The organism is Mesomycoplasma ovipneumoniae SC01 (genome assembly GCF_000218525.1).
Classification (GTDB): Bacteria; Bacillota_I; Bacilli_A; order Mycoplasmatales; family Metamycoplasmataceae; genus Mesomycoplasma; species Mesomycoplasma ovipneumoniae_A.
In genome coordinates, this window is the sequence record NZ_AFHO01000008.1 from 46,147 (window position 1) to 69,853 (window position 23,707).

Sequence of the window (23,707 nt, forward strand, 5' to 3'; positions counted from 1 at the left end):
TTATGGCTTTTAATTATGGCTCTTTTAAAACTTCAAATCTTTGTTTTTTAGGCTCAATTTAAATAAAAACGAGTTTTCTTTTTACATTGAGTTTAAATAGCAGTTGTATTTTTTTATGATTTTTGTTATTTTGTCCATAAATTGATTTTTGCCGGTGTTTTAAACTAAAAAAAGTAGTTTAAATATTTTATAATTTTGCTTTTTAAGTTAAAATTTTAGCTTTTTTAGTTTGCTTTATTTGATTAATAAGTAGATTTTGCATTCATGAGTGTTAGATTTAAAATTCAGTGTTTTGCCTTGATAGTTATTTTTCCTGAGTTTGCCAGTTTGATGACGTTCCTACTGACCTGAATATTTGAAATAGGTATGATTTTTACTTTGATATCTTAATAAATTAGTAGAAAATATGTAATTAACTTTTGCCAAAAAAATTAAAAAAGTGTCCAAAACCCAAGACTTTTTTGAAATTATCTTATCAAATTGGGAAACTCGGGATATCTAAAAAAGCGCAACCTTTTTAGGTGTTTTTGTTTCAATATGTCCCATTTTATCCCTATTTTCATAAATAAATTTTAAAAAATCTCAAACCATTATCATCGCTATAACATCATTTTGGCAGTAAATTTGTAAATTTTTTCTAGTTTCTATTCACTCCATGTCTCCAATGTAATTGAAATAACGATCAACAGCTTTAATCATTGCTTCAAGACCATTTTTTACAGCTAATTTTTTATAAGGTGTTATTAAGTGATCTAAATTATAATTATATTCATTAATAAAATTTTCAATTTTTTTAATTGAGTAAAAACCTTTAAGATCAGAAATTACAACTCAATATTTTGAGAATGGGTCCTTTAAATCAATAGTTTTGGCAATTATTTCATCAACTTTTTTTTGATATCTTTGAATTTTTTCAATTGCCTCATGATATGGATTATTACTTTGGTAATGCATAAAAATTATGTTAACCATTTCTTTAAGTCTTGTAAGTTCGTATGATTTGTTAAAAACAACGTAAAAATCAGCGCTTTCAAGATAAATTTTATCAATTATTTTGCAAAAATTATCCCAACTATAAGTTTTAGGATCAAAAACAACATTAGTTTCGTCAAAATCTTGAGGCAAAATTTCTCCATTATCAGTGACAACAATTGAAACTTGGGTAACAATTTGTTGAAAAGGTTGGGCATAATCCATAGCTGGAAAAGGTAAAGAAAGAGCTTCAAAATCATACCAAACAATTTTTTTCCCATTCATTTTATTAATGAAGGTTTCTAAATTTTCAATTTCATTAATAATTATTGAATTACTTTTTTTGAAAAAATTATATCAATATGAATTTTTTTCAAAAGAAATGAGCTTAGTTTCATCATTAACAAGTGATAAAATTCTTCTAGAATTTAAAAGTGTTCCGCTAATACCGGTTAGTTGAGGATAAAACTGTTCAACCAGGAAAGCAAAGTTAGGACTTTTTTCAAAGGCACTGTTATCAATTTCGCTAGGTTTAGTAAATTTTGTTACATTTTTAGCATCAAGAATCTCATCAATAGCAGTATTGACAGGGATCATGTGAACAACTTTTTTATCTTTAACCTTAGAAATTTTTTCAATTTGATTTCTGAATAAGTTTTTTATTATTTTATTGTTCTCTAAAAATGTATTATCTCAAAACTCATCTAAACTAAGACCATTTTGCTTTGCAATTTTTTTTGCAAGAAAAATATTTCCACTTTCAGAATCAGCTTTTGATATAGTTTTTGCTGATTTATACCTTGAAATTCAGAATGTTTCATGAAATTCAATTTTATTTTTTTTTGGATGTTCAACTGTGTTAATTAAAAAACAAGATACTTCATCAATCGGATTTAAATCACCGCTGATTTCTCGAAGCATATAATTAGATATTCAAAAATCCCAATTTGCTCTTAAATAATCTTTAACTTTAGTTGAGGTAGAAAGTTTTAAAATACTTAATTTTTTGTTAAAAACAAAAAAAACTGACGGCTTAGCCGATGCGTTTTTATATTCAAATGCAGGGTTAAAGATTATATCACATTTTTGATTTTTATAAAAATCAACGGTTTGCTCAATTTTTTCATCAATTAAAATTTTAGAAACAAGACAAATTTTTTTGTCAGCAAACCTTTCTTTTATATAAAAGTAAAATGTTTTGTTGAAACTTTTAAAAATATTCTCATGCAATTCGGGAAATTTTATTTGATTTTCATGAAAAGAGTCAAAATCTCAAAGTTTTTGATCGAAATCATCATCATCTAAGTCAATTTCATCTGAATTTTGTGCATCTGGATTGTTTCAAATAAAATATTTTTGTTGAGTATGCAATTTTAAGTAATGAGAAAAATTAATTTTTTCCATTTAAATACAAAACCCTTAATAATTAAGTATCTATTTGAAATTTTTGCTCTAAAATTGCCGGGTTAACTTTTAAAATATTTGGTGAATCAACAAGATTTTGATCAAAAATATGACTATCAGTAAAAAGCTTATTATAACCGCCAACAATTTTATAAAAATTATTTTGTGATCTTCAAGGCAATTTTACTCTAAAAATAAAAGTATTATCTTCATTTTCTACAGGTCTGACATAATTTGCTAAATATTCAATATCTTTATTGTTAATTTGATCAAAACCGGTTTGAACCCCTGTATTTTCACGTTTAAAAACAAGAGTATAATTATTTACAGTGTTAATTTTAACTACTCCAGGGCTAAATTTAACTTTAAAATCAACATCAATATTTTGAAGGTCACTATGAATTTGTCCTGCGAATTTACTATTAGAAACTTTGACGCCAACGATATCACCATCGGTTCTAAAAGTTAGTGGGAATAAATTCTCATCAAAACTTAGCATGTTACCTTTTTGATCATAAAGTCCCGAAATTATGTAAGTTGTGTCTCGTTCAAGATTTTTGAGGTTTACATATAAAGACTGATCAGATCTTAAGTTATGTGTAAAACTTTGTGTTTCAGGATTAGATCGAAGTGCGCTCGCCTTTCTATATTGAACATCAATTTGCTGTGATGTCAAAGTTGTATCAGAAAGTGAAACCTTAAAACTATATTGGCTCGAAGGGTCAGTTGAATCAAGTTTTTGAAATGAACCAGGAATTATTGTTGGATTTGGATTAGTTTGAAAAACATTTCCGCGAACAAATAATTGCTCTTCTTCTTGGCCGTTAATGCGAGTAATTCTAACAACATATTTAGTTTTTGAGTCTAAATTGTTAATTTTTAGTAAAACTTTGGGCTTATTTTCATGGAGTGCGCGAAAAGCTGAAAATTTAACCTGCTCATAATTGTCAGTGTTTTCTTTTCTTAATTCAACTTTGAATGTTTTAGATAAATTTTCTTGTGGAGCTAGTGAAATATTATTTAACAAAAGTTCGACAGATTTTGATTGTATATTCTGAATTGAAATTTCTGGAATTTCGGCATTTGAGCATGCAACAAAAATAACAGGCACGGAAGAAAATAAACCTGTCTGAAGCGTCAAAAATTTTAGTTTTCTTTTAAAATTTTTCATAATTTCCCTTTTCTCTCATTCCTAAATAAAAAAATTATACCACAAATTGCTAAAATTATTGCTTTTAATAGTATTTAAAATTTAATTTTTTTCCTTTTTTTGTCTAAAACAGAAAAAAAATTAATCACGCAAAGGTCCACAAAAATAAATATAATAGAATAAAATAAATTTGTGCTAAAATTTCTTTTATTCTGCAAAAAACGGTCTGATTTCAAATGATAAGTGAAAAAAAATTTAATAAATTCCACCTTACAGCAAATTATAAACCTAGTGGCGATCAACCCAAAGCAATAAAAAGCATAATTCAAAACATTGAAACTGGTAAAGAATCGCAAATTTTGATGGGTGTAACTGGTTCTGGAAAAACTTTTACTATGGCGAATGTAATTGCGTACTTTAACAAACCAGTATTAGTTTTGTCGCACAATAAAACGCTTGCTGCTCAATTATATACTGAATTTAAGGAATTTTTTCCGGAAAACCGGGTTGAATTTTATGTATCATACTTTGATTTTTATCGACCTGAGTCATACCTTCCTTCAAAAGATGTTTATATTGAAAAAACAAGTAAAACAAATGCTGATCTTGAAGCAATGAGAATGTCTGCTCTTAATTCGTTAATCGAACGAAATGATACTATTGTTGTTGCTTCAGTTTCGGCAATTTATGGAACTCTAAACCCGAATGAATATCATGATAATTTTTTGCTTATAAGTGTCGGTCAAGAAATAAAACCAAAAGAATTAGCCCTAAAATTAACGCGAATTAAGTATCTTAATAACTTAGTTGAGCAAAAACCGGGACTTTTTTCACTAAAAGGTGATGTAATTGAAATTTCGCCAGCTTGAGATGAAACTTTTAACATCAGAGTTGAATTTTTTGGCAATACAATCGAAAAAATCAGCACAATTCAGCCAGTCTCAAAAAAGCTAATAAAAACTTATTCGGTCTATACAATTTATCCTGCCACTGCATATAGTGTTAAAAAAACTATAATTGATAAAGCAATTGAATCTATTAAAATTGAGCTTGAAGAGCGCTTACTTTTTTTTGAGCAAAATAATAAACTTGTCGAAAAACAAAGGCTAAAAGACCGAGTTAATAACGATATTGACTCTTTAAGTGAATTTGGAATTTGTTCTGGAATTGAAAATTATGCCCGTCATATTGACGGCCGTCAACAAGATGAGCAACCATTTTCTTTGCTTGACTATTTGCCGCAAGATGCCCTAATTTTTATTGACGAGTCTCACGAGATGATCAAACAAATTGATGGAATGTTCAAAGGTGATCGAAGTCGCAAGCAAACATTAGTTGACTATGGTTACCGTCTTCCTTCGGCACTTGATAATCGGCCTTTAAAATTACATGAATTTGAACAATTTAGGCAGCCTAAAATTTTTGTTTCAGCCACACCAGCTCAATATGAACTTGAAAAAACTGATGGCGAAGTTGTTAGTCAAATTATAAGGCCAACCGGATTGCTTGATCCTGAAATTATAATTGAAAATACTGATAACCAAATGGCAAAAATTTCTAAATATTTAGATTTGCAAAAAGAAAAAAAGGAACGAACTTTAATTTTAACAACAACAAAACGTAACGCTGAGGAAATTAGCAAATATTTGCAAGAAAAAAAATTACACAATGTTTATTATTTGCACTCAGAAATGACAACTTTTGAGCGTGATGAAATTATTATTAAATTACGAAAAGGAATTTTTGATGCAATTGTTGGGATAAATTTGCTTCGTGAAGGTGTTGATATTCCGGAAGTTTCATTGATTCTTGTATTAGATGCAGGTCTTGCCTCTTTTTTAAGATCAAAAACATCATTAATTCAAATAATTGGCCGTGCTGCTCGAAATCAATCAGGAAAAGTAGTCCTTTTTACAGATGGAATTACAAAAATAATTCAAGAAGTTATTAATGACAATTTAGCTAAACGAAAAATTCAAATACAACACAATCAGGAAAATAAAATAATTCCAAAAACAATAAAAAAACCGATTCCTGAAAGTATAAATCCAAATGCTCTAAAATTAAGCAAAGTTCTTCATGAGAAAAAAATGAATAAAAAAGAGATCGAAAAACAGATACAAATTTTAGAAAAAGAAATGAGAAACGCCTCTAATGCCAACCGTTTTGAAGAAGCTATTCAAATTCGGGACCTAATTGCCGAAATTAAGCAAAAAGCAGATCAATTTTAAAAATAAAGTGTTAAAATGAAATTGGAATTATTTTATAATAAATCGCTCTCATCGCTATGTTTTTATGATAGTCTAAAAAAAATGCTAATAAAAGTAAAAACGCCTGTTTTTACAGCATTTTTTTTAGATTTGGAGTCTAAAGCTATCAGATTCAATTTTTGCTTTAATTTAAAAATTTCTTATTTTAATAATTTTTTATTTTGACTTGCAAGCCAAAATTTAATTTTAAAAAACAATTTATCTAACGGACTTAATTTGTCTAAAAATAAAATATTTATTCTAAAATTATTGAATAATTTCCACATTTTGTTTTGAAAATACCAGATCAATAATCTTGTCATTTTTATTGAAGATGATAAAGAATTTAGCGATTGATTTGCGCAAAATTATGTCGTTTTTAAGGAACAAATTTATAAAAATTCTAAACTATTTATTTGTTCTACAGATACTGTTGTTGGACTTGGTTCGTTTTATCATGATTTGGATCTAGAAGCAATTTACAAAATAAAAAACCGAGATGTTAGCAAAAAAATCGTAACTTTGGTAGGAAAAATATCGCAAATACAGCCATTAATCAGTCCAAGTAATTACAAAATTCTTAAACAAAAAAGCAAAAAATATTGACCTGGCGCGGTTACTTTTATAATTGAAAAAAAATCATTTAGAATTCCTAGGCTGAAAAAGTGCCAAGACTTATTTATAAAAAATGGGCCTGCTTTTGTTACTAGCGCAAATATTTCTGGTCAAAAACCTCTTAATTTTAAAGAAGCGCGCCAATTATTTTGACAAATCACAAAATTTTACGATTTTGGCCGTGGTTCAGGTCATCCCTCAAAAATTTATGATATTGATCTAAAAATGTGAATTCGAATTTAAAATTTACTACTTAAAAATAAAAAAAAAAAAAAACCTTTAGAAAAAAAGGTTTTTTTAAAGTCAATTAGATATGGTGGGAACGAATGGGATCGAACCATCGACCTCACGATTATCAGTCGTGTGCTCTAACCGTCTGAGCTACGCTCCCGAAGGTGATATAACTATAGCAATATATAATTATATCATATTTTTTTAAAAAGGAAGAAAAAATTACCGTTTTGAAAATTGACGTGCTCTTCTTGCTTTTCTCAATCCAAATTTTTTACGTTCTTTAGCTCTAGCATCACGCGTCAACATTCCAGACATTTTAAGACTTGGACGATAATCAGCTGAAATCTCTAATAAAGCTTTTGCAATTCCTAATCTAATCGCACCGGCTTGACCAGAAATTCCACCACCATGAGCATTAACACGAATATCAAATTCAGAAATTGTATTTGTAATAGCTAGTGGTTGTAGAGCGTCTTTAATTAAAATATCAGATTTTAGGTACTCTTTTGCTATTCGGTTATTAATTTTAAAATGACCATTTCCGCGTTTTAAAATAACACGAGCAACTGAAGATTTTCTTCTTCCTGTTCCATAATAAGTTAATTCTTGATTCATTCTAATATTTGACCTCTAATTTTTCAGGGTTTTGACCTTGGTGTGGGTGTTCAGTTCCGGCATAAACATAAAGATTTTTTCTTTGTTTGTCCCCTAGTTTTGTGTGAGGTAGCATACCATAAACCGCTTTTTCAATTAAAGCAATTGGTTTTTTTGCACGAAGTTCTCTAGCGGTTCTAACTTTTAAACCACCAGGATAACCAGAGTGTCTATAATATAATTTTTGGTCTTCTTTTTTTGCTGTTAACAAAATTTTTTCAGCGTTAATTATGATTATTTTATCTCCCATATCAACGTTAGGAGTAAAAAGCGGAGAGTGTTTTCCGCGTAAACGGCTAGCGACAAACGCGGCTAAACGCCCTAAAATTTGTGACTCTGCATCAATAACAAACCATTTTCTTTCAACTTCATTTGGTTTTATAAACGTAGTTTGTCTCATGACTACCTTTCTATAATTTTTAAAAAGATTTTTATAAAAATAATGTAACGACTAAGGGAGGGAGATTTTTAAAATTATACACTATTTTTTGAAATTAAAAACAAAAAAATAAAAATTATTTATTTTTAATATTATCAAAATAAAAATTTGAAAGTCTAGCGTAAGTTTCAAAATTTATTTCTTGTGGCCGTATTTTTGGGTCAAAATTGAAAAAATTAAAAATTTTTTCAATTTCCTCTTGTGATAAAGAATTTTTGAGATTATTATATAATGTTTTTCGCTTGAATTGAAAGCACAATTTTGTAAATTTAAAAAATTGTGCAACTTTTTCAGGGTTTAAATTTTTTCTTATTGAAAAATGAACAATAGCAGAATTTACCTTTGGAACCGGAAAAAAAGAACTTGGAGGTACAACGAAAAACTTTTTTACTTCAGCAACATATTGGCAGGCTAGTGATAATTTTGAGTAAGATGGTGAGCCTGGTTTTGCAATAATTCTATCGGCAACCTCATTTTGGACCATTATTAAGATTTCATCAAATTTTTCAAAATTATCAAATATTTTAAATAGAATTTTTGATGTTATATAATAAGGAAGATTTCCAATAACTATTTGTTTTTCTGAAAAATTCAGATCTGAAAGTAAAAAATCCTCATTAATTATTTTTATATTCTTGTTTTTAAATTTATTTTCAAGCAGTGGAATTAAATTTTTGTCAATTTCATAACAAGTCAAAAATTTAGCTTTTTGGACTAAAAATTTAGTCAAAAAACCAGTTCCAGGTCCTATTTCAACAATATTTTTATCTGCTAGGTCAATACTACTTACAATTTTTTGGGCAATTTTTTCATCTTTTAAAAAATTTTGACCTAGATGTTTTTTAGGCGATATTTTCAGCATTTTTTACCTTAAAAATTTTTAGCGCATTTTCATAAACTATTTTAGAAAGCTGCCTTTTTGTTAAATTTTTCAAATTAGCTATTGTTTGATAGGTATTTTCAATTTGCGGAGATGTATTGGGCCAAACTTGGCGATTAGGTTCGGGACTTAAATATGGCGTATCAGTTTCACATAAAATTCTTGAAATCGGAGTTTGAGATACTATTTTTCTTAGTTCAACACTTTTTTTAAAGGTTATTACTCCTGAAAAGGAAAAATAACAATTTTTTCTGTTAAGTATTTCTGTAAATTTTTCATAATTTGTTGAAAAATTATGAAAAATAAAGTTAATTTCAGGAAATTTGTCAATTATTAAAAGTATTTGATTAATTGCATTAAATTCGCCAAGTTTGTCGCGAATATGCAACATTACAGCGATATTATTGCTTTTTGCGATTTCAATTTGGGCCAAAAGTGCATTTATTTGTTCTTGTTGGCCAGGGTTATTTTCATAATAAAAATCAAGACCAACTTCGCCAATTGCTACCACATTTTTGTCAATGTATTTTGAAAGGTTATTATAATTATCTGTTGTTTTTATTAAATTTGGATGTATTCCAATAATTTTATATATTTTATCAGAATATGAACTAATTGGTTTAATTTCTTCAAGATCCTCTCAAGAAGTTCCAACAACAAAGAGAAGACCAATATTATCATCAAATCACTTGGTAATTTCTTGTTTTGGGTTTTGAAAATATTCCAAAAAAGGATGGCAGTGTACATCGGTAAAGTTATATTTTTCAATTTCCTTAATTTGGAATGTCAAAAATGAAGATTTTTCTTCTTGAAACCAAGGGGCAAAAAAATTTTTGAAAACTACACTTTTTTGGTCAATTTTAAGATAAAAATCTCCTAATTTATAGTGTTTTTTAATAAAATCAAGTATAAATTCGCCAATAATGTTAATTCAGTTAGAATCCAAAAGTTGACTAAAAAAAATCAAACTTAAATAAAAAGTTTGTTCTTTTTTAGAAATAATAAAATGTGCTAAACTAAAGTCTAAATTTTTGTCAAAGTCAACAACAGTAAATTCATGATTATTTTCAAAATTTTGGAAATAATCCAAATTGGTGACATTAGTTTTGCCATTTTTAGTTTTTAAATTTACTTCTAAATTAAATTTTTTAATCGAATTTAGAAGTAAATTCAAATGCCGCGGTGAAAATTGCTCGATTTTTAAATACATTATAACTTTTCGAAATATTATTAAAATTAATTATATTTTATTATATAATTATATTCTAAATAAAAAAATAAACAAGGCGAAAAATGAACATAGATATAAAGAAAAGCGTAATTCTTTTTGGAATGGAAAATTCACTAGATTTAGCAAGAAAAATTTCAATTCAAACTGGAATTCCGCTCTCAGGGATTGATCGAACAGTCTATGCTGATGGCGAAGTTTTGCTAAAATCTAATGAAACTGTTAGAAATTCAACGGTTTTTGTTATTGCAAATACATCAAGACCAGTTAATGAAAATATAATGGAACTTTTAATTTTCATTGACTCTTTAAAGCGAGCTTACGCTCAAGAAATTGTTGTGGTTCTTTCATATTATGGTTATGCTAGACAGGATCGAAAATCATCCGGAAGACAACCAATTACTGCAAAATTAGTAGCTAATTTACTTGAAAAAGCAGGTGTAACTAAACTAATTTTGGTTGATATTCACAATCCAAGTATTCAAGGATTTTTTGATATTTCAGTCGATGAACTTCATGGCCAATATATTCTTGCAAATGAACTTGTTGGCAAAAACAAGGATTATGTTGTTGTAACCCCGGATCATGGTGGTGCTGTTAGAGCTAGAATTTTAGCAGAAATTTTAGGAAAACAAACAAATGTTGCCGTTATTGACAAGCGAAGAACCGGGACAAATCAAACTGAGGTTCTAGGATTAATTGGAAACGTTGAAAATAAAGATTGCATTATAATTGACGACATTATCGATACAGGTGGAACTATAATAAATGCTGCAAATGTTGTTAAACAAAAAGGTGCAAAATCAGTAATTTTAGCAGCAACACACGGTGTTTTTAGCCACGGATTTGACAAATTTCAAGAAAATGAAAATATTGACAAGGTAATAATTACTGATTCAATCGATAATAGACAACTTGTAGAAAAATTTGATAAATTACTAGTTACATCTTTAGCTGAATTTTTGTCAAAAAGTATACTAGCATGCATCCATTCAAAATCAATTACAAGTATTTATGAGGAAATTAAGGAAAAATTAATTTCAGCAAACAAAAATTAAAATATTTTCAATGTTTTTATGTATAAAGAAAAAGTAAAGTTACTTGTTGATTTAGATATATTTGAAAAACTTGAGCAATACGTAAAATTAATCGAATTTTATAATCAAAAATTTAATTTAACTGGTTTTTCAGGGGATATTCTTTGAAAAGAAGGTATCCTTGAGTCCATTGTTACAATGAATTTTATAAGAAATTTTTTGAAAAAAGAAAACATTTCAGAAAAGCCAAGAATTTTAGATATCGGAGCTGGTGTAGGTTTTCCTTCAATTCCGTATTTAATTTTTGATCCAAAAATAGACTTGACTATTTGTGAGTCTATGCAAAAAAGGTGCCAATTTTTAAAAAAAGTATCTGAAACTCTGGGAATTAAATTTAATTTAGTTTGTAAATCTGTCCAAGAAATTGAAAACGATAATTTTGATCTTGTGACAGCCCGAGCGGTTGCAAATCTAGAAAAACTCGATAGAATTGTTAATAAAATCAAGTCTAAAAATACGATATTTGCATTTATTAAAGGACCAAAAATTTTTGAAGAGCTCAAAAATTGCAAAAATTGTGATTATCAGGTAGTAGAATTCGCTAATAATCTTGATAAAAAAATTTTTATAGCATTTAAAAAAATATAAAAAATTTAATATACTTATAATTATTTTTTATTGTAAAATTATGTCTTAATTGATAATTTTAAGTAAAGGGGATTAAAATGAAAACTACAAGATATTTTAGCATTGATATTAAATGTGCAAGCTGCAAGGTGGTTTTTGAAAAACTATTTGAAAATTTGGAAGATTTTCAATGGAGTGCAAATATCAGTGCAAAAGTTTTGAAAATTATTGCTGATGAAGAAAAATATCCTGACGAATTTATTAGTGAAAAATTAACTTCTGTTGGTTATGCAAGTGAAAAAATCGACGAATAATAGAAAATTTTTCGCTGACTCTAAACAAAAGGCAAAAATAAAAATATTTATTGAGTTATTAATTTTTATTTTTGCCTTTTTTTCGTTTATTTTTGATACTTTAAATAATTATAAAGTTTTAAATTTTAGTCACGATCACAAAATTCATCTAATTTTAGCGTCAATTTTGTTTTTCTTTGCATTTTTAGTTATCTTTCTAGAAAAAAAATACTTTTTAGCATACAAAAACCTTTTAAGAAAAATTTTTACAATGGAATTGCTAATAGCGATTGCAAGCCATGTTTCATTTATTTATTCTGCAATTTCATTTTTGTATAAAATAAGTACTGGTGACAAAATTAGTATGGAATTTTTTGAAGTTTCAATTATTCTGTTCTTATTTTTTAATGCTGGAAAATATCTTGAAGAAAAACTACAAAAAAAATCAAGTTCAGACTTTCAAGGGATACTAAAATTAAAAAATCGCTATTCTCATATAATAGTTGATGGCAAAAAAGAACAAATTTTAACTAATAAAATTACTCCTGGTAATATTGTTTTTGTTCCAAAAGGTGAAGTTATTCCAACTGATTCAACCCTAAATTCTGATTTTGCAACTATCGATTACTCGTCAATTAACGGTGAATCTTTGCCTATTGAATTTGTTAAAAATCAAGAAATTTTGTCTGGAAGTATCAATATTGGCGAACCGATTTATCTAACTTGCACAAAAAAAGCGCAAGATTCATTTTTAATGCAAACAATTAACAGATTAGAGTCCATTTTTGAAACCCCTTCCAAAATTGAAAGAGTTTCAACTAAAATAGTTTCGCTTTTTACCCCAACTGTATTAATTTTGTCAATTTTGACTTTTGTAATCTGAGTCATAATCGGTTATTCACTTGGAGATTTTGAGCAAATTTATACTGGTTTTACGCCTCCAAGAAATTCTCATCCATTTTATGTTGGTGCGCATATAGGAGTTGCTGTTTTGGTAATTTCTTGTCCATGTGCTTTTGGAATAGCCGCACCAATGGCCATTTATTCTTCTTCGATTTTGGCCTCAAAAAATCGAATTTTATTTGCAAATTCAGAGATTTATGAGAAAATTATTACCACAAAAACAATAATTTTTGACAAAACCGGAACTCTAACTGAAGGAAAACCAAAAGTTGTTGAATTTCAAGGTGATTCAAGTTTTTGACCTTTAATTAAGGAAATGGCTCAAAATTCTAAACACCCAATTTCACTTTCAATTTATAATTTTTTACCAGAACATCAAGAAAAATTTGACAATTTTAAGGTTAGCGAAACTCCTGGGCAAGGTTTGGAACATATTGATTTAGAATCAAATAAATATAGCCTTATTTCTCATGAGTTCGCAAAAAATAACAATTTTTTGATTGATAATAATTTTAAATTTGACAAGCTAGGTAATTACACAGTTTTTGCTAAAAATGATAGAGTTATTGGTGTTTTTTTAATAATTGATCAAGTAAAAGAAAGTGCAAAAAAAGTTGTTAAAAAATTTCAATCTCAAGGGATAAATTGCATTATTGCTTCAGGTGATAATCCAAAAAATGTTGAAAATGTAGCAAAAATATTGGGAATTAGGCAATTTTATGCAAATTTAAAACCTAATGACAAGTTTGAATTAGTAGAAAAATTAAAAAAAGATACCCCAATTATTTTTGTAGGTGATGGACTAAACGATATTTTAGCTTTAAAATCCGCTGATCTTTCAATCGCTTTTGAAAGTGGTTCTAACCTTAGTAATTCAATTGCTGATATTTCCTTATTTGAAACAGATCTTGTGATGGTTTATAAGTCACTTGAAATTATCAAAAAAACTAATAAATTAGTTAAATTAAATTTTTTGTGAGCAATTTTATTTAATTCGCTTTTTATACCTTTAGCGTTTTTAGGTTTTATAAATCCAGTTTTTTCAATGTCATTAATGTTGTTTTCATCAATTTTCCTTATTGTTAACACAATTATTTTCAAAAAGAGACATCAGAAGTTTCTCGAAAAAGCTATTTAAAATTTTTATTTTTGCATTTACAAAAATTTACTTTTTTGCAAAATTATCTTAATTTTAACCTATGAATTCATAGCTTTTTTAGAATTTAGACAACAAAATTTACTCTTTTTTATCAAATTAATTTGCGCATTTAATAAAATTAACCCATTTTTGAAAAATTAGAGCCCTATTCTTGAATTAGTATTTACACTGTGTTATTTTCAAAGTTTCTAAGTTCTAATTATTTTTTAGCGAATAAAAATTTAAAAAATTAAAAAAAACAATGAATCATTTTATGAGCCGCTAATGCAAAAAAATGCTTTTTTTAGCGTTTTTTAGGATAAGTTTAATATAATTTATTTATTTAAAAATTTAATCTATCAAGAAATACCAAATTATGAAGTTAATTAAAATTGAAATTGAAGGTTTTAAATCCTTCGCAGAACCCGTGAGCATCAAATTTGACGGTTCTATTGTTGGAATAATTGGACCAAATGGTTCAGGAAAATCAAACATAAATGATGCAATTAAATGGGTTTTAGGTGAAAAATCAGCGAAACAACTACGTGGATACAATATGGACGATGTTATTTTTGCTGGTTCAAAAACAGTCGCTCCTGTTGAAAAGGCGATGGTAAAATTAACGTTTAGTGATGAAAGTCGCGAAGATTCTGCCCAAATTTTTACAATTTCACGACTTATTAAAAGAGGTCAAGGCACTAATGAATATTTTTATAATGACCAACCAGTTCGCTATAAAGATATCCGTAATTTAGCAATTGAGGCTGGAATTTCAAAGTCATCACTTGCAATTATTTCTCAAGGTACAATTTCTGAAATCGCTGAGTCAACTCCTGACCAAAGAAAGCTTGTAATTGAAGAAGTTGCCGGAACTTCCAAGTACAAAAATGATAAACAAGAAGCTATTGTAAAACTTGATCAGACCCTTATGGGCATTGAAAAAATTGAAATTCGTGTAAAAGAGCTTGAAACTCAAGCAAAACAACTTGAAAAACAAGCAAAAAATGCCAAAATATATTTAGAAAAATCAAAACAATTAGAATCAGTTGAAGTTGGATTAATCGTTAGTGATATCAAAAAGTTTCAAACTGAATTAGAAAAAATTGACGAGCAATTATCACGCCTTAAATTTGAAGAGCCTAAATTTGTAAGTGAAATTGAATCTAATGAAAGAATAATAAATGACAATGTCCAAAGAAGAACGCAAACTGATTTAGAAATTACTGAAAAAAGCAATCAAATAAATAATCTTAAAAGCGAAATTAACAATATAAACTTAACTTATGCTAAAATGACGCAACTTCAGGAGATGATATTATCCCAGCAAATTAACGTTAATTTTGAACAAAAAATAGCCGCTTTAAAGCAAAGGCATGATCAAATTCTAGTTGAGAAAGACAATTTTTCGAACCTAATTAGTCAAAACAAACAAACAAAATCAGAAATTGCTCAAAAAATTGCTGATTTAAGTGCCAAAAAATCAGAAATTGACTCAAAATTAAACAGTTTAAATTCAGAAAAAATTATAAGTCAAACACAAATTTTTGAATTGCAAAAAACACTTGAATCTAGGTCTTTTTTGCCCAAAGGTACAAAAGTAATTGTTGAAAATAGCCATCTTTTTTCAGGCTATTGCGGTCTTGTTTCTGATTTAATTAAAATTCCACAAAAATATACAGATGCAATTGAAACCGCTCTTGGCTCAAGTTTAAAACAAATTGTTGTTGAAAAACCAGAAAATGCCGTTGAAGCGATTAATTTTTTGAAAAAAAATCACGCCGGAAGTGCAACATTTATTCCACTTTCAACATTAAAACCACGATTTATTCCTGATTTGTATTTAACTCACCTTCAGACTCAAGAGAGTTTTATCGGAATTGGTTCTAATTTGGTAAATTATGAGAAAAAATACCAAATTTTAGCTGATTTTTTGCTTGGTGGCGTTATTGTTAATGATAGAATCGACAATGTTAATAAAATTTCTAAATTTGTTGATCATAAATTTGTTGTTGTCACTTTAGATGGCGATATAGTCCGCACAAGCGGTATAATTTCCGGTGGTTTTAAACAAAAAAATGATTCATTTCATTCTTTGGAATTAAGAATTAATGACCTTAAAAATAAAGTGAATTTTTTTGAGAAAAAAATTCAAGAATTTAAGGTAGAATCAAATAATCTTGAACAAACCATCAATAAAGAATCTTACTTTTTGCAGCAAACCGAAATTTCTCTTGATGAATTAGAAAATAAATATAATGCTGCAAAAGCCGAGCTTGATAAAATTAGAGTTGAAAATGAAGGAATTGAAGCTGTATCTCAAAGTGACGAAATTGATTCAAAAATTAATGACACTTTAAAACAAAAAATTGAACTTGAAAATTCAATTGCAGCCCTTGAATCTGAGCTAAAAATTTTAAACCGGGAAAAACAAGAATATGACTCCCAAATTTCTAAATTAACAATTTTAGTTCAGCAACTCAATCAAAGTCAGCGAAATGTTAATGCTGAATTAAACAAAAATCAAACAAGTAAAGAAAAATATGAGTTTCTTTTAACAAATCTAAAAACCACCTTGTCGCAAAAATATAATCTCACCTTTGAATCAGCGCTTGAAACACACCAATTAGAAATTGAAACTCAAGATGCCCACGATCTTGTTAATAGTTTAAATTCGGAAATAAAAGCGCTAGGTAATATAAATCTTGATGCAATTGAAGATTTTCAAACCACATCAAATCGACTTGAAAAATTAAAAACAAGCCAACATGAACTTGAAGTGGCTAGATCAAAAATTTTAGAAGTAATTTCTGATCTTGACAAAATTATAATCGCAAAAACTCAAGAAATTGTTGACCTTGTAAATTCTGAATTTAACTTGGTTTTTCAAAATATGTTTGGTGGTGGAAGTGCTAAAATTTATTTTAGCGACAAAAATGATATTTTGAATTCTGGAATTGAAATAAGCGCTCAACCACCAGGCAAAACTATCAAAAATATCCGCCTTTTTTCAGGTGGAGAAAAAGCAATAATCGCAATTTCGCTATTATTTTCAATTATAAAAGCCCGGCCAATTCCACTTTGTATTCTTGATGAAGTTGAGGCTGCCCTTGATGAGGCTAACGTAATTCGTTATGTTGAATTTTTAAAGCAACTAAAACAAAAAACACAATTTTTAATTATCACTCATCGTCATGGAACAATGTCTCGCGTTGATCAACTTTTAGGAATTACAATGCAAAAACGCGGAGTTAGTTCAATTTTTTCTGTTGAACTTTCCAAAGCAAAAGAAATTTTAAAAGATGAACTGCAATAATTTTGCAATTTGTTATTAACAAATACAAAATTATGTTATAATTATATATTTACTAAGATTTATTTTTTTTAAAAGGAGCCAAAATGCCAAGAGAAGGACTAACATTAAGATGCATTGATTGCAAAATGGAAAATTATATCACTAAAAAAAATAAAAAAACAAAGCCTGAAAAAATTGAAGTAAAAAAACATTGCCATAAATGCAACAAACACACTTTACACCGTGAGAAAAAATAATATGAATCCTAAGTATTTAAATAAAGCTTTTGAAGAAAACAATTTAGATGTTATAATTTCATTTTCTTATCAAACTCGCCTTTGGTTGACAAAAGTTTCAGCTACTGATGGTCTTTTATTTATTCAAAAGAGCGATTCTTATTTGTTTGTTGACGGCCGTTATATTGAAGCAGCCCAAAAAAATGCTAAAAATTGTCAAGTTTTACTAATTACAAAGCAAAATATTGAGGATTTTTTAGCCCAAAAAAAATATCATCGAATTGGAGTTGAGGCTGAATATTTAACAGTTGAACAACTTAATAAAATAAAACAGTGATTCCCTAGTTCGGAGATTATCAATTTATCAGCTCAACTTTTTCGAATTATTAAAACTGACGAAGAAATTCAAAACATCCAAAAAGCAGTTAATATTTCACTTGAAGCTTATAGCAAAATTTTGCCAAAAATTCAACCAGGATTAACTGAAAAATCAATTGATATTGACCTAAATTATCAAATGAAATTACTTGGGGCTGAAAAAGAATCTTTTGATTCAATAATTGCAACCGGCCCAAATTCAGCAATGCCTCATTGAAGAGCTAGTTCTGCAAAAATTCTTGACAATGATCTTCTAAAAATTGATTTTGGTGCTCTTTATAATGGTTATTGCGCTGATATTACTAGAACTTCATATCTTGGAAAACTAGATTCAAAAAAAGAGGAAATTCTTGAAATTGTCAAAAAAGCTGCAGAATTAGGGCGTAAAAAAGTTGCTCCTGGTGTTAAGGCATCAGAAATTGACAAAGCTTGCCGTGATTATATTAGCCAAAAAGGTTATGGACAATATTTTGTTCATTCAACTGGTCACGGAGTTGGAATTGATATTCATGAATTGCCTGTTGTTAGTGCCAATAGTGATACAATTTTAGAGCCAGGAATGGTTATAACTGTTGAACCTGGAATATATATCCCCGGACTGGGTGGTGCTCGAATCGAGGATGTTGTTCTTGTAACTGAAAATGGATTTAAAACACTTTCTCGCAAAGAAGAATCATAAAAAGCTTATTTTTTTGCAATTAAAATTAGCAAAAAAATAAAAAAATTAATTAAAAATATGTTATAATATTTAATTAATTTGGTGGATGTGGCGAAGTGGCTAACGCATCGGGTTGTGGTTCCGACATACGCGGGTTCGATCCCCGTCATCCGCCCCATTTCTTTCGTAGACCAAAAAACTAAACTAGACTGCTTAAAGTCTAGTTTTTTATATTTAGAATTTTTTCCTTAGTTTTGCAGTTTGAGGCAAAAATTCATTTTTTAGCGAATATAAATATGCAAAAATACCGCTAAATCCGTGTTTTTTGGCGCAAAATCTTAATTTTTATTATTTTAAAATTCACCTTTTGAAAAAAAAAAAAAAAATGCTTGGTCTAAGAAAATTTTAGGTTATAATTAGTCTCACTAAGAATAAATTAATAAATTTTTATATTAGAATTAAGGGGGAATAAGTTATGTTTTTTGTCTAAAAAAATCAGAAAATGCGAATTTTCCATTATGTTTTTTAATATAATGGCATGCCTTAAATTTAACCGTTTAGAAATCTACAAATTTATGGCTTTTAATTATTGTTCTTTCAAAACTTCATATGTTTTTTTAGGCTCAATTTAAATAAAAATGAGTTTTCTATTTGCATTGAGTTTAAATAGTAGTTGTATTTTTTATGGTTTTTGTTATTTTATCCATAAATTGATTTTTGCCAGTGTTTTAAAATAGGTAATTAACTTTTGCCAAAAAAGTTAAAAAACGCCTAAAACCTGAGACTTTTTTAAAATTACCTCATCAAACTAGGAAACTTAGGATAATAAAAAACCCTTAAAATCAAAGGACTTTATGATTTTAAGGGTTTATTTTTAATAATTAGGAAGATTTTTAAACATTCAAATTATTAAGAGTTCATAATTTGACGAATTTTATCGATTATTTTTTCTTTTGTAATTGCGTGGAAATTTTCACCTTTTGCTAACGGAACTGTAATATCATATCCAGTAAGACGAGCAGGAGCTGCTTCTAAATATTCAAATGCTTTTTCGTTAACACGAGTTATAATTTCGGCTGAAACTGAAAAAGATTTAACAGCTTCATGAACAACTAAAATACGTCCAGTTTTTTTAACTGATTCGATAATAGTTTCAGTATCAACTGGCTTAATTGTTCTTAGGTCGATTAATTCAACATCAACATCTTCAAGTCCAGGAGTTGAACTAAGAGCTTGAATAGCGGCGATTGATTCGTGAACTTGAGCACCGTAAGTTACGAGTGTTAGGTCACTTCCTTCTTTAATTACATTAGCTTTTCCGATTGGAACTTCGTAAATTCCAGCAGGAATTTCTTGTTTAAATGCACGGTATATTTTTTTTGGCTCAAGAAAAACAACCGGATCTGGGTCATTAATTGCGGCAATTAAAAGACCTTTTGTATCATATGGAGTTGAAGGCATAACAACTTTTAGTCCAGGAATGTGGGCAAAAAGTGCTTCAATTGCTTCTGAGTGGTGCTCTAGGGCACGAACTCCACCTGCCATTGGCATTCTTAAAACCATTGGCACAGTAAAGCGACCACGGGAACGGTTACGATAACGGGCTCCGTGAACAAAAAGCTGTTGAAAGGCAGGGAATGAAAAACCTTGGAATTGCATTTCTGCAATTGGACGTAGCCCGGCAATGGCTGCTCCAACTGCAACACCACAAATAGATGCTTCTGCTATTGGGGCATCTCAAACACGTTCAATTCCGTATTTTTTTTGTAATCCTTCAGTTGCACGGAAAACTCCGCCTTCAAATCCAGCATCTTCTCCTCAAAGAACAACACGAGGATCTTTTTCCATCATTAAATCAATAGCATTTGTAACTGCACCGATATTATTTAGAGCGATTTTATCTGAATTTGCCATTATTTAGCTCCTTTAAAAAATTCGATTGCTTCTTGTTTTTGTTCTTGAAGTTCTGGGGGCAATGTCTCGTAAGTGTGATCGAAAATTTCATCGATTGTTGAATCTAAACCAATTAGAGATTTTTCGTAAGTTTCTTTAACAACAGTTAAAGAATCATCTCAAATTTTTTGTTTTTCTTCTTCAGTTAAAATGCCACGATCAAACATGTATTTTTCAATACGGTGCATTGGCTCTCATTTTTCATGTTCTTTTTCTTCTTCTTCAGTTCGATAAATTCTTGGGTTATCAGAAGAAGTGTGAACACCTTGACGTCAAGTAACAAATTCAACAAGAACAGGACCATTTCCGGCGCGAGCATAATCAACTGCTTCTTGAATTACTTCGTAGGAAGCTAAAAGGTCATTTCCGTCAACACGAAGTCCAGGCATTCCTGCAGCTTTTGCTTTTGCAGCAATTGTTGAAGCGGCATTTTCGTATTTATTAGGTGTTGAAATTGCTCATTGGTTATTATTTACGCAAAATACAACAGGTCATTTTCAAATACTTGCAATATTTAGAGCTTCGTAAAATTCACCTTCAGCAGTTCCACCATTACCAATAAAACTCATTGAAACAATTTTTTTACCGGTTAATTTTGCAGCATAACCGATTCCGGCAGCATGTGAAAATTGAGTTCCAATTGGAATGTTAATTGGTAAAACATTAACACCTTTAGGAATTACATTTCCTTTTTCGCTTCCGTTTCAGTATTGCATTTGGTTTATCATTGGTACACCAAGATATAACATTGTTGCATTTGAACGGAAAGCAGGTACGAATCAGTCATCTTTTGTAAGTGCCATTCCTGAAGCAACTTGAAGAGCTTCTTCACCAAAGTTAGGGGCAAAAGTTAACATTCGACCTTGACGTTGAAGTTGGGTCATATAAACATCTTGTTGACGTGATAAAACCATAAACTCATAGGCTTTTTTGATTTGATCAGCAGATAATCTAATATCTTTTGACTCATCAATTTGGCCAAAAACAGTCGAAGTTAAGAGATTTCCATCAATATCGAGAAACCTAACCATTTCATGGTCTTTATCCATAATTAGATCGGGTTTGACATAACGAAATTTTTCCATGAATCTCCTTTTTTTATAATTTTTTAATATTTTAAATTATAAACTCAAAAAAAACAAAAAAAATTTTTTAATTTGAGCTTACAATAAAATTATAACAAAATTTAAAAATTTTGTTACTTAATTTTTGAGTCAAAAAATTACTTTATTTTAATGAGTGAAGTAACCTCATAATTTTCTAATTTTTTTCGACCTTCTAATTGTTCGAGCTCAATTAAAAAAATAATTTTTGAAACAATAGCTCCGGCATTTTCGATCATTTTTGTGATGGCATTCACGGTTCCTCCAGTTGCGAGCACATCATCAATAATAGCCACTTTTTGGCCTGGTTTGATCATTCCGGTTTGAACTTCTAAAATTGCAGATCCATATTCTAAATCATAGGCAAATTCTTCGACATCACCTGGCAATTTTCCGGCTTTTCTAACCATTATGAATGGTTTTGAAAGAAAAGCGGCTGTTGGTGTTCCGAATAAAAAACCTCGAGCATCTGGCCCAACAATTATATCAACATCCTTAGCAAGCGATGCCATTTCAACAATTGCATAATTTAAAGCTTTACCATTGGCAAGTAATGGCGAAATGTCTTTAAAACTAATCCCTTTTTTTGGGAAGTTTTCAACTGTGCGAATAAAATTTTCTAAGTTAATTTTCATAACTTTCTTATATTATATTTATAATTTGCTTTTTTTAACAGTTTTTTTTATTTTTTTTGTTAAATAAGTTCAAAATACCGGAAAAACAGGGACAATTATAAAGAAAATAAGAACAATAACTTTTGTAATTCTAGTTTTTAGAATTAAGTTAAAATTTTCAATCTCAGGTTGATAAATCAAAATTGTAAAAAGATCGATAATTGGTACGACAACCGCAAATAATAAAATTAATGAAATGCAAATTACGGAAATATAACCAAAAAACAGGAAGTATTTTTGTTTTTCGACAGCAATTTTTTTTGTTTTTCGATTTTTAATACAACCATAAATAGCAGCAGCAATCAGTAAAAAACTAATTAAGGCCGATCAATTTCCAGTAATATCAGCAAATGAATATAAATTATTTAATTTTTGACCATAAGTCCCGTATTCTTGATCATCAAAGCCAAAAACACCAATAAGTGTAAAAATAATTAGACACAAAACTGAAAAAATAATTAAAAAATAAGTTGAAACAACAGGTTTATTTAAATTTATATGTTTTTTTCACCTTTTGAGCAAAAAAAACTCGTTTTTGGAAATTAATTCTTCAAGTGCACGTGGCCCTCACAATGTAAAAACATTAATAATTCCAAGAAGACTAATTCCAATTAGTAAAAAAGTTGTCCCCAAAATTAATTTAATTGTAAGTGGTGGCCATTTTAATTCATTTTTTGTAATATTAATAAATGACGAAATTGAACCATCGCCAACAATTGAAGTTGCAATTGCAATAAAAAGATAAATTATTGTCGTGATTCCAATCCCTAAAAGAATAGCAATTGGCGTTTTTTTAGGCTCTTTCATTTCTGATTGCAGACCAGCAGCAGTAAAAAATCCTTCATATGCAAAAAATATTCCAGCCATTGAAATTAAAACACCAACACCAGGCAAACTTGAGGAAATTGAAACTCCTTGAGTTTTTATTTTTTCAATACTTGCAAATTCAGGTTGAGAAAGAAGTTTGTTTGAACCGCCTTGAAAATATAAAATAAAACCGACAATAACTGTCACAAAAATAGGAATAAATTTTGCAATTAAAATAATTTTATTATGAAATTCAGCAATTTTTGTATTTAGACTAATTATAAAAAAGTAAATAACAATAACAATTGAAACAACTAAAACGATGACTCAGTCAAATTTTATATTTCAATCGCTAGATGATTCAAGGCCAAAAGCTGCAATTGCATCTTGCAAAATTTGCATAAAATAAACAGGCAGAACAAAATAAGTAAAGGGCAAATATAAATAAATTATGAAATTTTTTGAAATTTGAAAAAAACTCTCAGAATTAAATAGTTTATTCCAAATAATCACAGATAAATTTGATTTTTTTGTTGCAGATGAAATTTCAATTAATGCAATTGCCATCGCAACAATTGCAAAACAAGCAAAAATTCAACTTCCAATTGCAAGTCAAAGATTATAACCTGAATTTTCAATAACGGCCTTGGATTTAAAAAAGATTCCTGCACCTATACTTGCGCCAAGGACGATTAAAAGAGCGCCAAAAAAGGTGATTTTCTGAGACTTGTTCTTTTCAAGCGTCCTTGTTGCCATATTTTTCCCTTCTTGAAGTTGGATCAT

General features: G+C 28.8%; 19 protein-coding genes and 2 tRNA genes. 10 read left to right on the forward strand and 11 right to left on the reverse strand.

Annotation, left to right across the window (positions count from 1 at the left end; genetic code table 4):
- Positions 1-498: 498 nt before the first annotated feature.
- Entirely contained in the window at positions 499-2,376 is a 1,878-nt protein-coding gene (locus MOSC01_RS0101550) for a DUF2779 domain-containing protein (RefSeq protein WP_010321065.1), read from the reverse strand.
- A gap of 22 nt (positions 2,377-2,398) precedes the next feature.
- Complete coding sequence (locus MOSC01_RS0101555) at positions 2,399-3,547, reverse strand: hypothetical protein (protein WP_010321066.1); 1,149 nt, start codon at positions 3,545-3,547, stop codon at positions 2,399-2,401.
- Positions 3,548-3,762: 215 nt separating this feature from the next.
- Here MOSC01_RS0101555 and uvrB point away from each other — a divergent pair, with 215 nt between their 5' ends.
- Together uvrB and MOSC01_RS04415 are read left to right on the forward strand one after the other, a co-directional pair.
- On the forward strand, positions 3,763-5,757 hold the full coding sequence (gene uvrB / locus MOSC01_RS0101565) for an excinuclease ABC subunit UvrB (protein WP_010321067.1): 1,995 nt from the start codon (positions 3,763-3,765) through the stop codon (positions 5,755-5,757).
- A 15-nt stretch (positions 5,758-5,772) separates the two neighbouring features.
- Positions 5,773-6,633 (forward strand): L-threonylcarbamoyladenylate synthase, encoded by an 861-nt coding sequence (locus MOSC01_RS04415; RefSeq protein WP_010321068.1) that lies wholly within the window; start codon positions 5,773-5,775, stop codon positions 6,631-6,633.
- A 71-nt stretch (positions 6,634-6,704) separates the two neighbouring features.
- Here MOSC01_RS04415 and MOSC01_RS0101575 read toward each other — a convergent pair.
- From MOSC01_RS0101575 to MOSC01_RS0101595, 5 genes are all read right to left on the reverse strand, one after another.
- Positions 6,705-6,781: transfer RNA gene (locus MOSC01_RS0101575), tRNA-Ile, on the reverse strand.
- A gap of 62 nt (positions 6,782-6,843) precedes the next feature.
- Positions 6,844-7,239, reverse strand: a complete 396-nt coding sequence (rpsI, locus tag MOSC01_RS0101580) for a 30S ribosomal protein S9 (protein WP_010321069.1) — start codon at positions 7,237-7,239, stop codon at positions 6,844-6,846.
- A 1-nt stretch (position 7,240) separates the two neighbouring features.
- A complete protein-coding gene (gene rplM, locus MOSC01_RS0101585) occupies positions 7,241-7,678 on the reverse strand; it encodes a 50S ribosomal protein L13 (RefSeq protein WP_010321070.1) in 438 nt (145 codons plus the stop codon).
- Positions 7,679-7,793: 115 nt separating this feature from the next.
- The gene (gene rsmA / locus MOSC01_RS0101590; RefSeq protein ID WP_010321071.1) at positions 7,794-8,579 is read right to left on the reverse strand and encodes a 16S rRNA (adenine(1518)-N(6)/adenine(1519)-N(6))-dimethyltransferase RsmA; all 786 of its coding nucleotides are present in this window, start codon (positions 8,577-8,579) and stop codon (positions 7,794-7,796) included.
- Positions 8,560-9,807 (reverse strand): TatD family hydrolase, encoded by a 1,248-nt coding sequence (locus MOSC01_RS0101595; RefSeq protein WP_010321072.1) that lies wholly within the window; start codon positions 9,805-9,807, stop codon positions 8,560-8,562. Before MOSC01_RS0101595 ends, rsmA begins: the two co-directional genes overlap by 20 nt.
- 83 nt (positions 9,808-9,890) lie before the next feature.
- Between MOSC01_RS0101595 and MOSC01_RS0101600 the strand changes: the two genes are divergently transcribed.
- The 8 genes from MOSC01_RS0101600 to MOSC01_RS0101635 all read left to right on the forward strand — a co-directional run bounded on the left by MOSC01_RS0101600 (position 9,891) and on the right by MOSC01_RS0101635 (position 18,565).
- Positions 9,891-10,883: a ribose-phosphate pyrophosphokinase gene (locus MOSC01_RS0101600; RefSeq protein WP_010321073.1), complete on the forward strand. Its 993-nt coding sequence runs from the start codon at positions 9,891-9,893 to the stop codon at positions 10,881-10,883.
- An 18-nt stretch (positions 10,884-10,901) separates the two neighbouring features.
- Positions 10,902-11,510, forward strand: a complete 609-nt coding sequence (gene rsmG / locus MOSC01_RS0101605; RefSeq protein WP_010321074.1) for a 16S rRNA (guanine(527)-N(7))-methyltransferase RsmG — start codon at positions 10,902-10,904, stop codon at positions 11,508-11,510.
- Between the two features lie 77 nt (positions 11,511-11,587).
- Positions 11,588-11,803: a hypothetical protein gene (locus MOSC01_RS0101610; protein WP_010321075.1), complete on the forward strand. Its 216-nt coding sequence runs from the start codon at positions 11,588-11,590 to the stop codon at positions 11,801-11,803.
- A gap of 250 nt (positions 11,804-12,053) precedes the next feature.
- The gene (locus MOSC01_RS0101615; RefSeq protein ID WP_237700254.1) at positions 12,054-13,823 is read left to right on the forward strand and encodes a heavy metal translocating P-type ATPase; all 1,770 of its coding nucleotides are present in this window, start codon (positions 12,054-12,056) and stop codon (positions 13,821-13,823) included.
- Between the two features lie 376 nt (positions 13,824-14,199).
- Positions 14,200-17,136 carry an AAA family ATPase gene (locus MOSC01_RS0101620; protein ID WP_010321077.1) on the forward strand — a complete coding sequence of 979 codons (2,937 nt, stop codon included), beginning with the start codon at positions 14,200-14,202 and terminating at the stop codon, positions 17,134-17,136.
- An 83-nt stretch (positions 17,137-17,219) separates the two neighbouring features.
- On the forward strand, positions 17,220-17,372 hold the full coding sequence (gene rpmG, locus MOSC01_RS0101625) for a 50S ribosomal protein L33 (protein ID WP_010321078.1): 153 nt from the start codon (positions 17,220-17,222) through the stop codon (positions 17,370-17,372).
- A 1-nt stretch (position 17,373) separates the two neighbouring features.
- Positions 17,374-18,408 (forward strand): aminopeptidase P family protein, encoded by a 1,035-nt coding sequence (locus MOSC01_RS0101630; RefSeq protein ID WP_010321079.1) that lies wholly within the window; start codon positions 17,374-17,376, stop codon positions 18,406-18,408.
- 81 nt (positions 18,409-18,489) lie between these two features.
- Positions 18,490-18,565: transfer RNA gene (locus MOSC01_RS0101635), tRNA-His, on the forward strand.
- A 731-nt stretch (positions 18,566-19,296) separates the two neighbouring features.
- On the opposite strand, the gene MOSC01_RS0101640 is transcribed toward MOSC01_RS0101635, so the two are convergent.
- From MOSC01_RS0101640 to MOSC01_RS04130, 4 genes are all read right to left on the reverse strand, one after another.
- Entirely contained in the window at positions 19,297-20,301 is a 1,005-nt protein-coding gene (locus tag MOSC01_RS0101640; RefSeq protein ID WP_010321080.1) for an alpha-ketoacid dehydrogenase subunit beta, read from the reverse strand.
- Positions 20,301-21,425, reverse strand: coding sequence for a pyruvate dehydrogenase (acetyl-transferring) E1 component subunit alpha (gene pdhA, locus MOSC01_RS0101645; RefSeq protein WP_010321081.1), 1,125 nt, complete (start codon positions 21,423-21,425; stop codon positions 20,301-20,303). The genes MOSC01_RS0101640 and pdhA overlap by 1 nt, the downstream gene beginning before the upstream one ends.
- A 137-nt stretch (positions 21,426-21,562) precedes the next feature.
- The gene (locus MOSC01_RS0101650; RefSeq protein ID WP_010321082.1) at positions 21,563-22,078 is read right to left on the reverse strand and encodes an adenine phosphoribosyltransferase; all 516 of its coding nucleotides are present in this window, start codon (positions 22,076-22,078) and stop codon (positions 21,563-21,565) included.
- 18 nt (positions 22,079-22,096) lie between these two features.
- Positions 22,097-23,680, reverse strand: coding sequence for an amino acid permease (locus tag MOSC01_RS04130; RefSeq protein ID WP_010321083.1), 1,584 nt, complete (start codon positions 23,678-23,680; stop codon positions 22,097-22,099).
- Between the last annotated feature and the right edge of the window lie 27 nt (positions 23,681-23,707).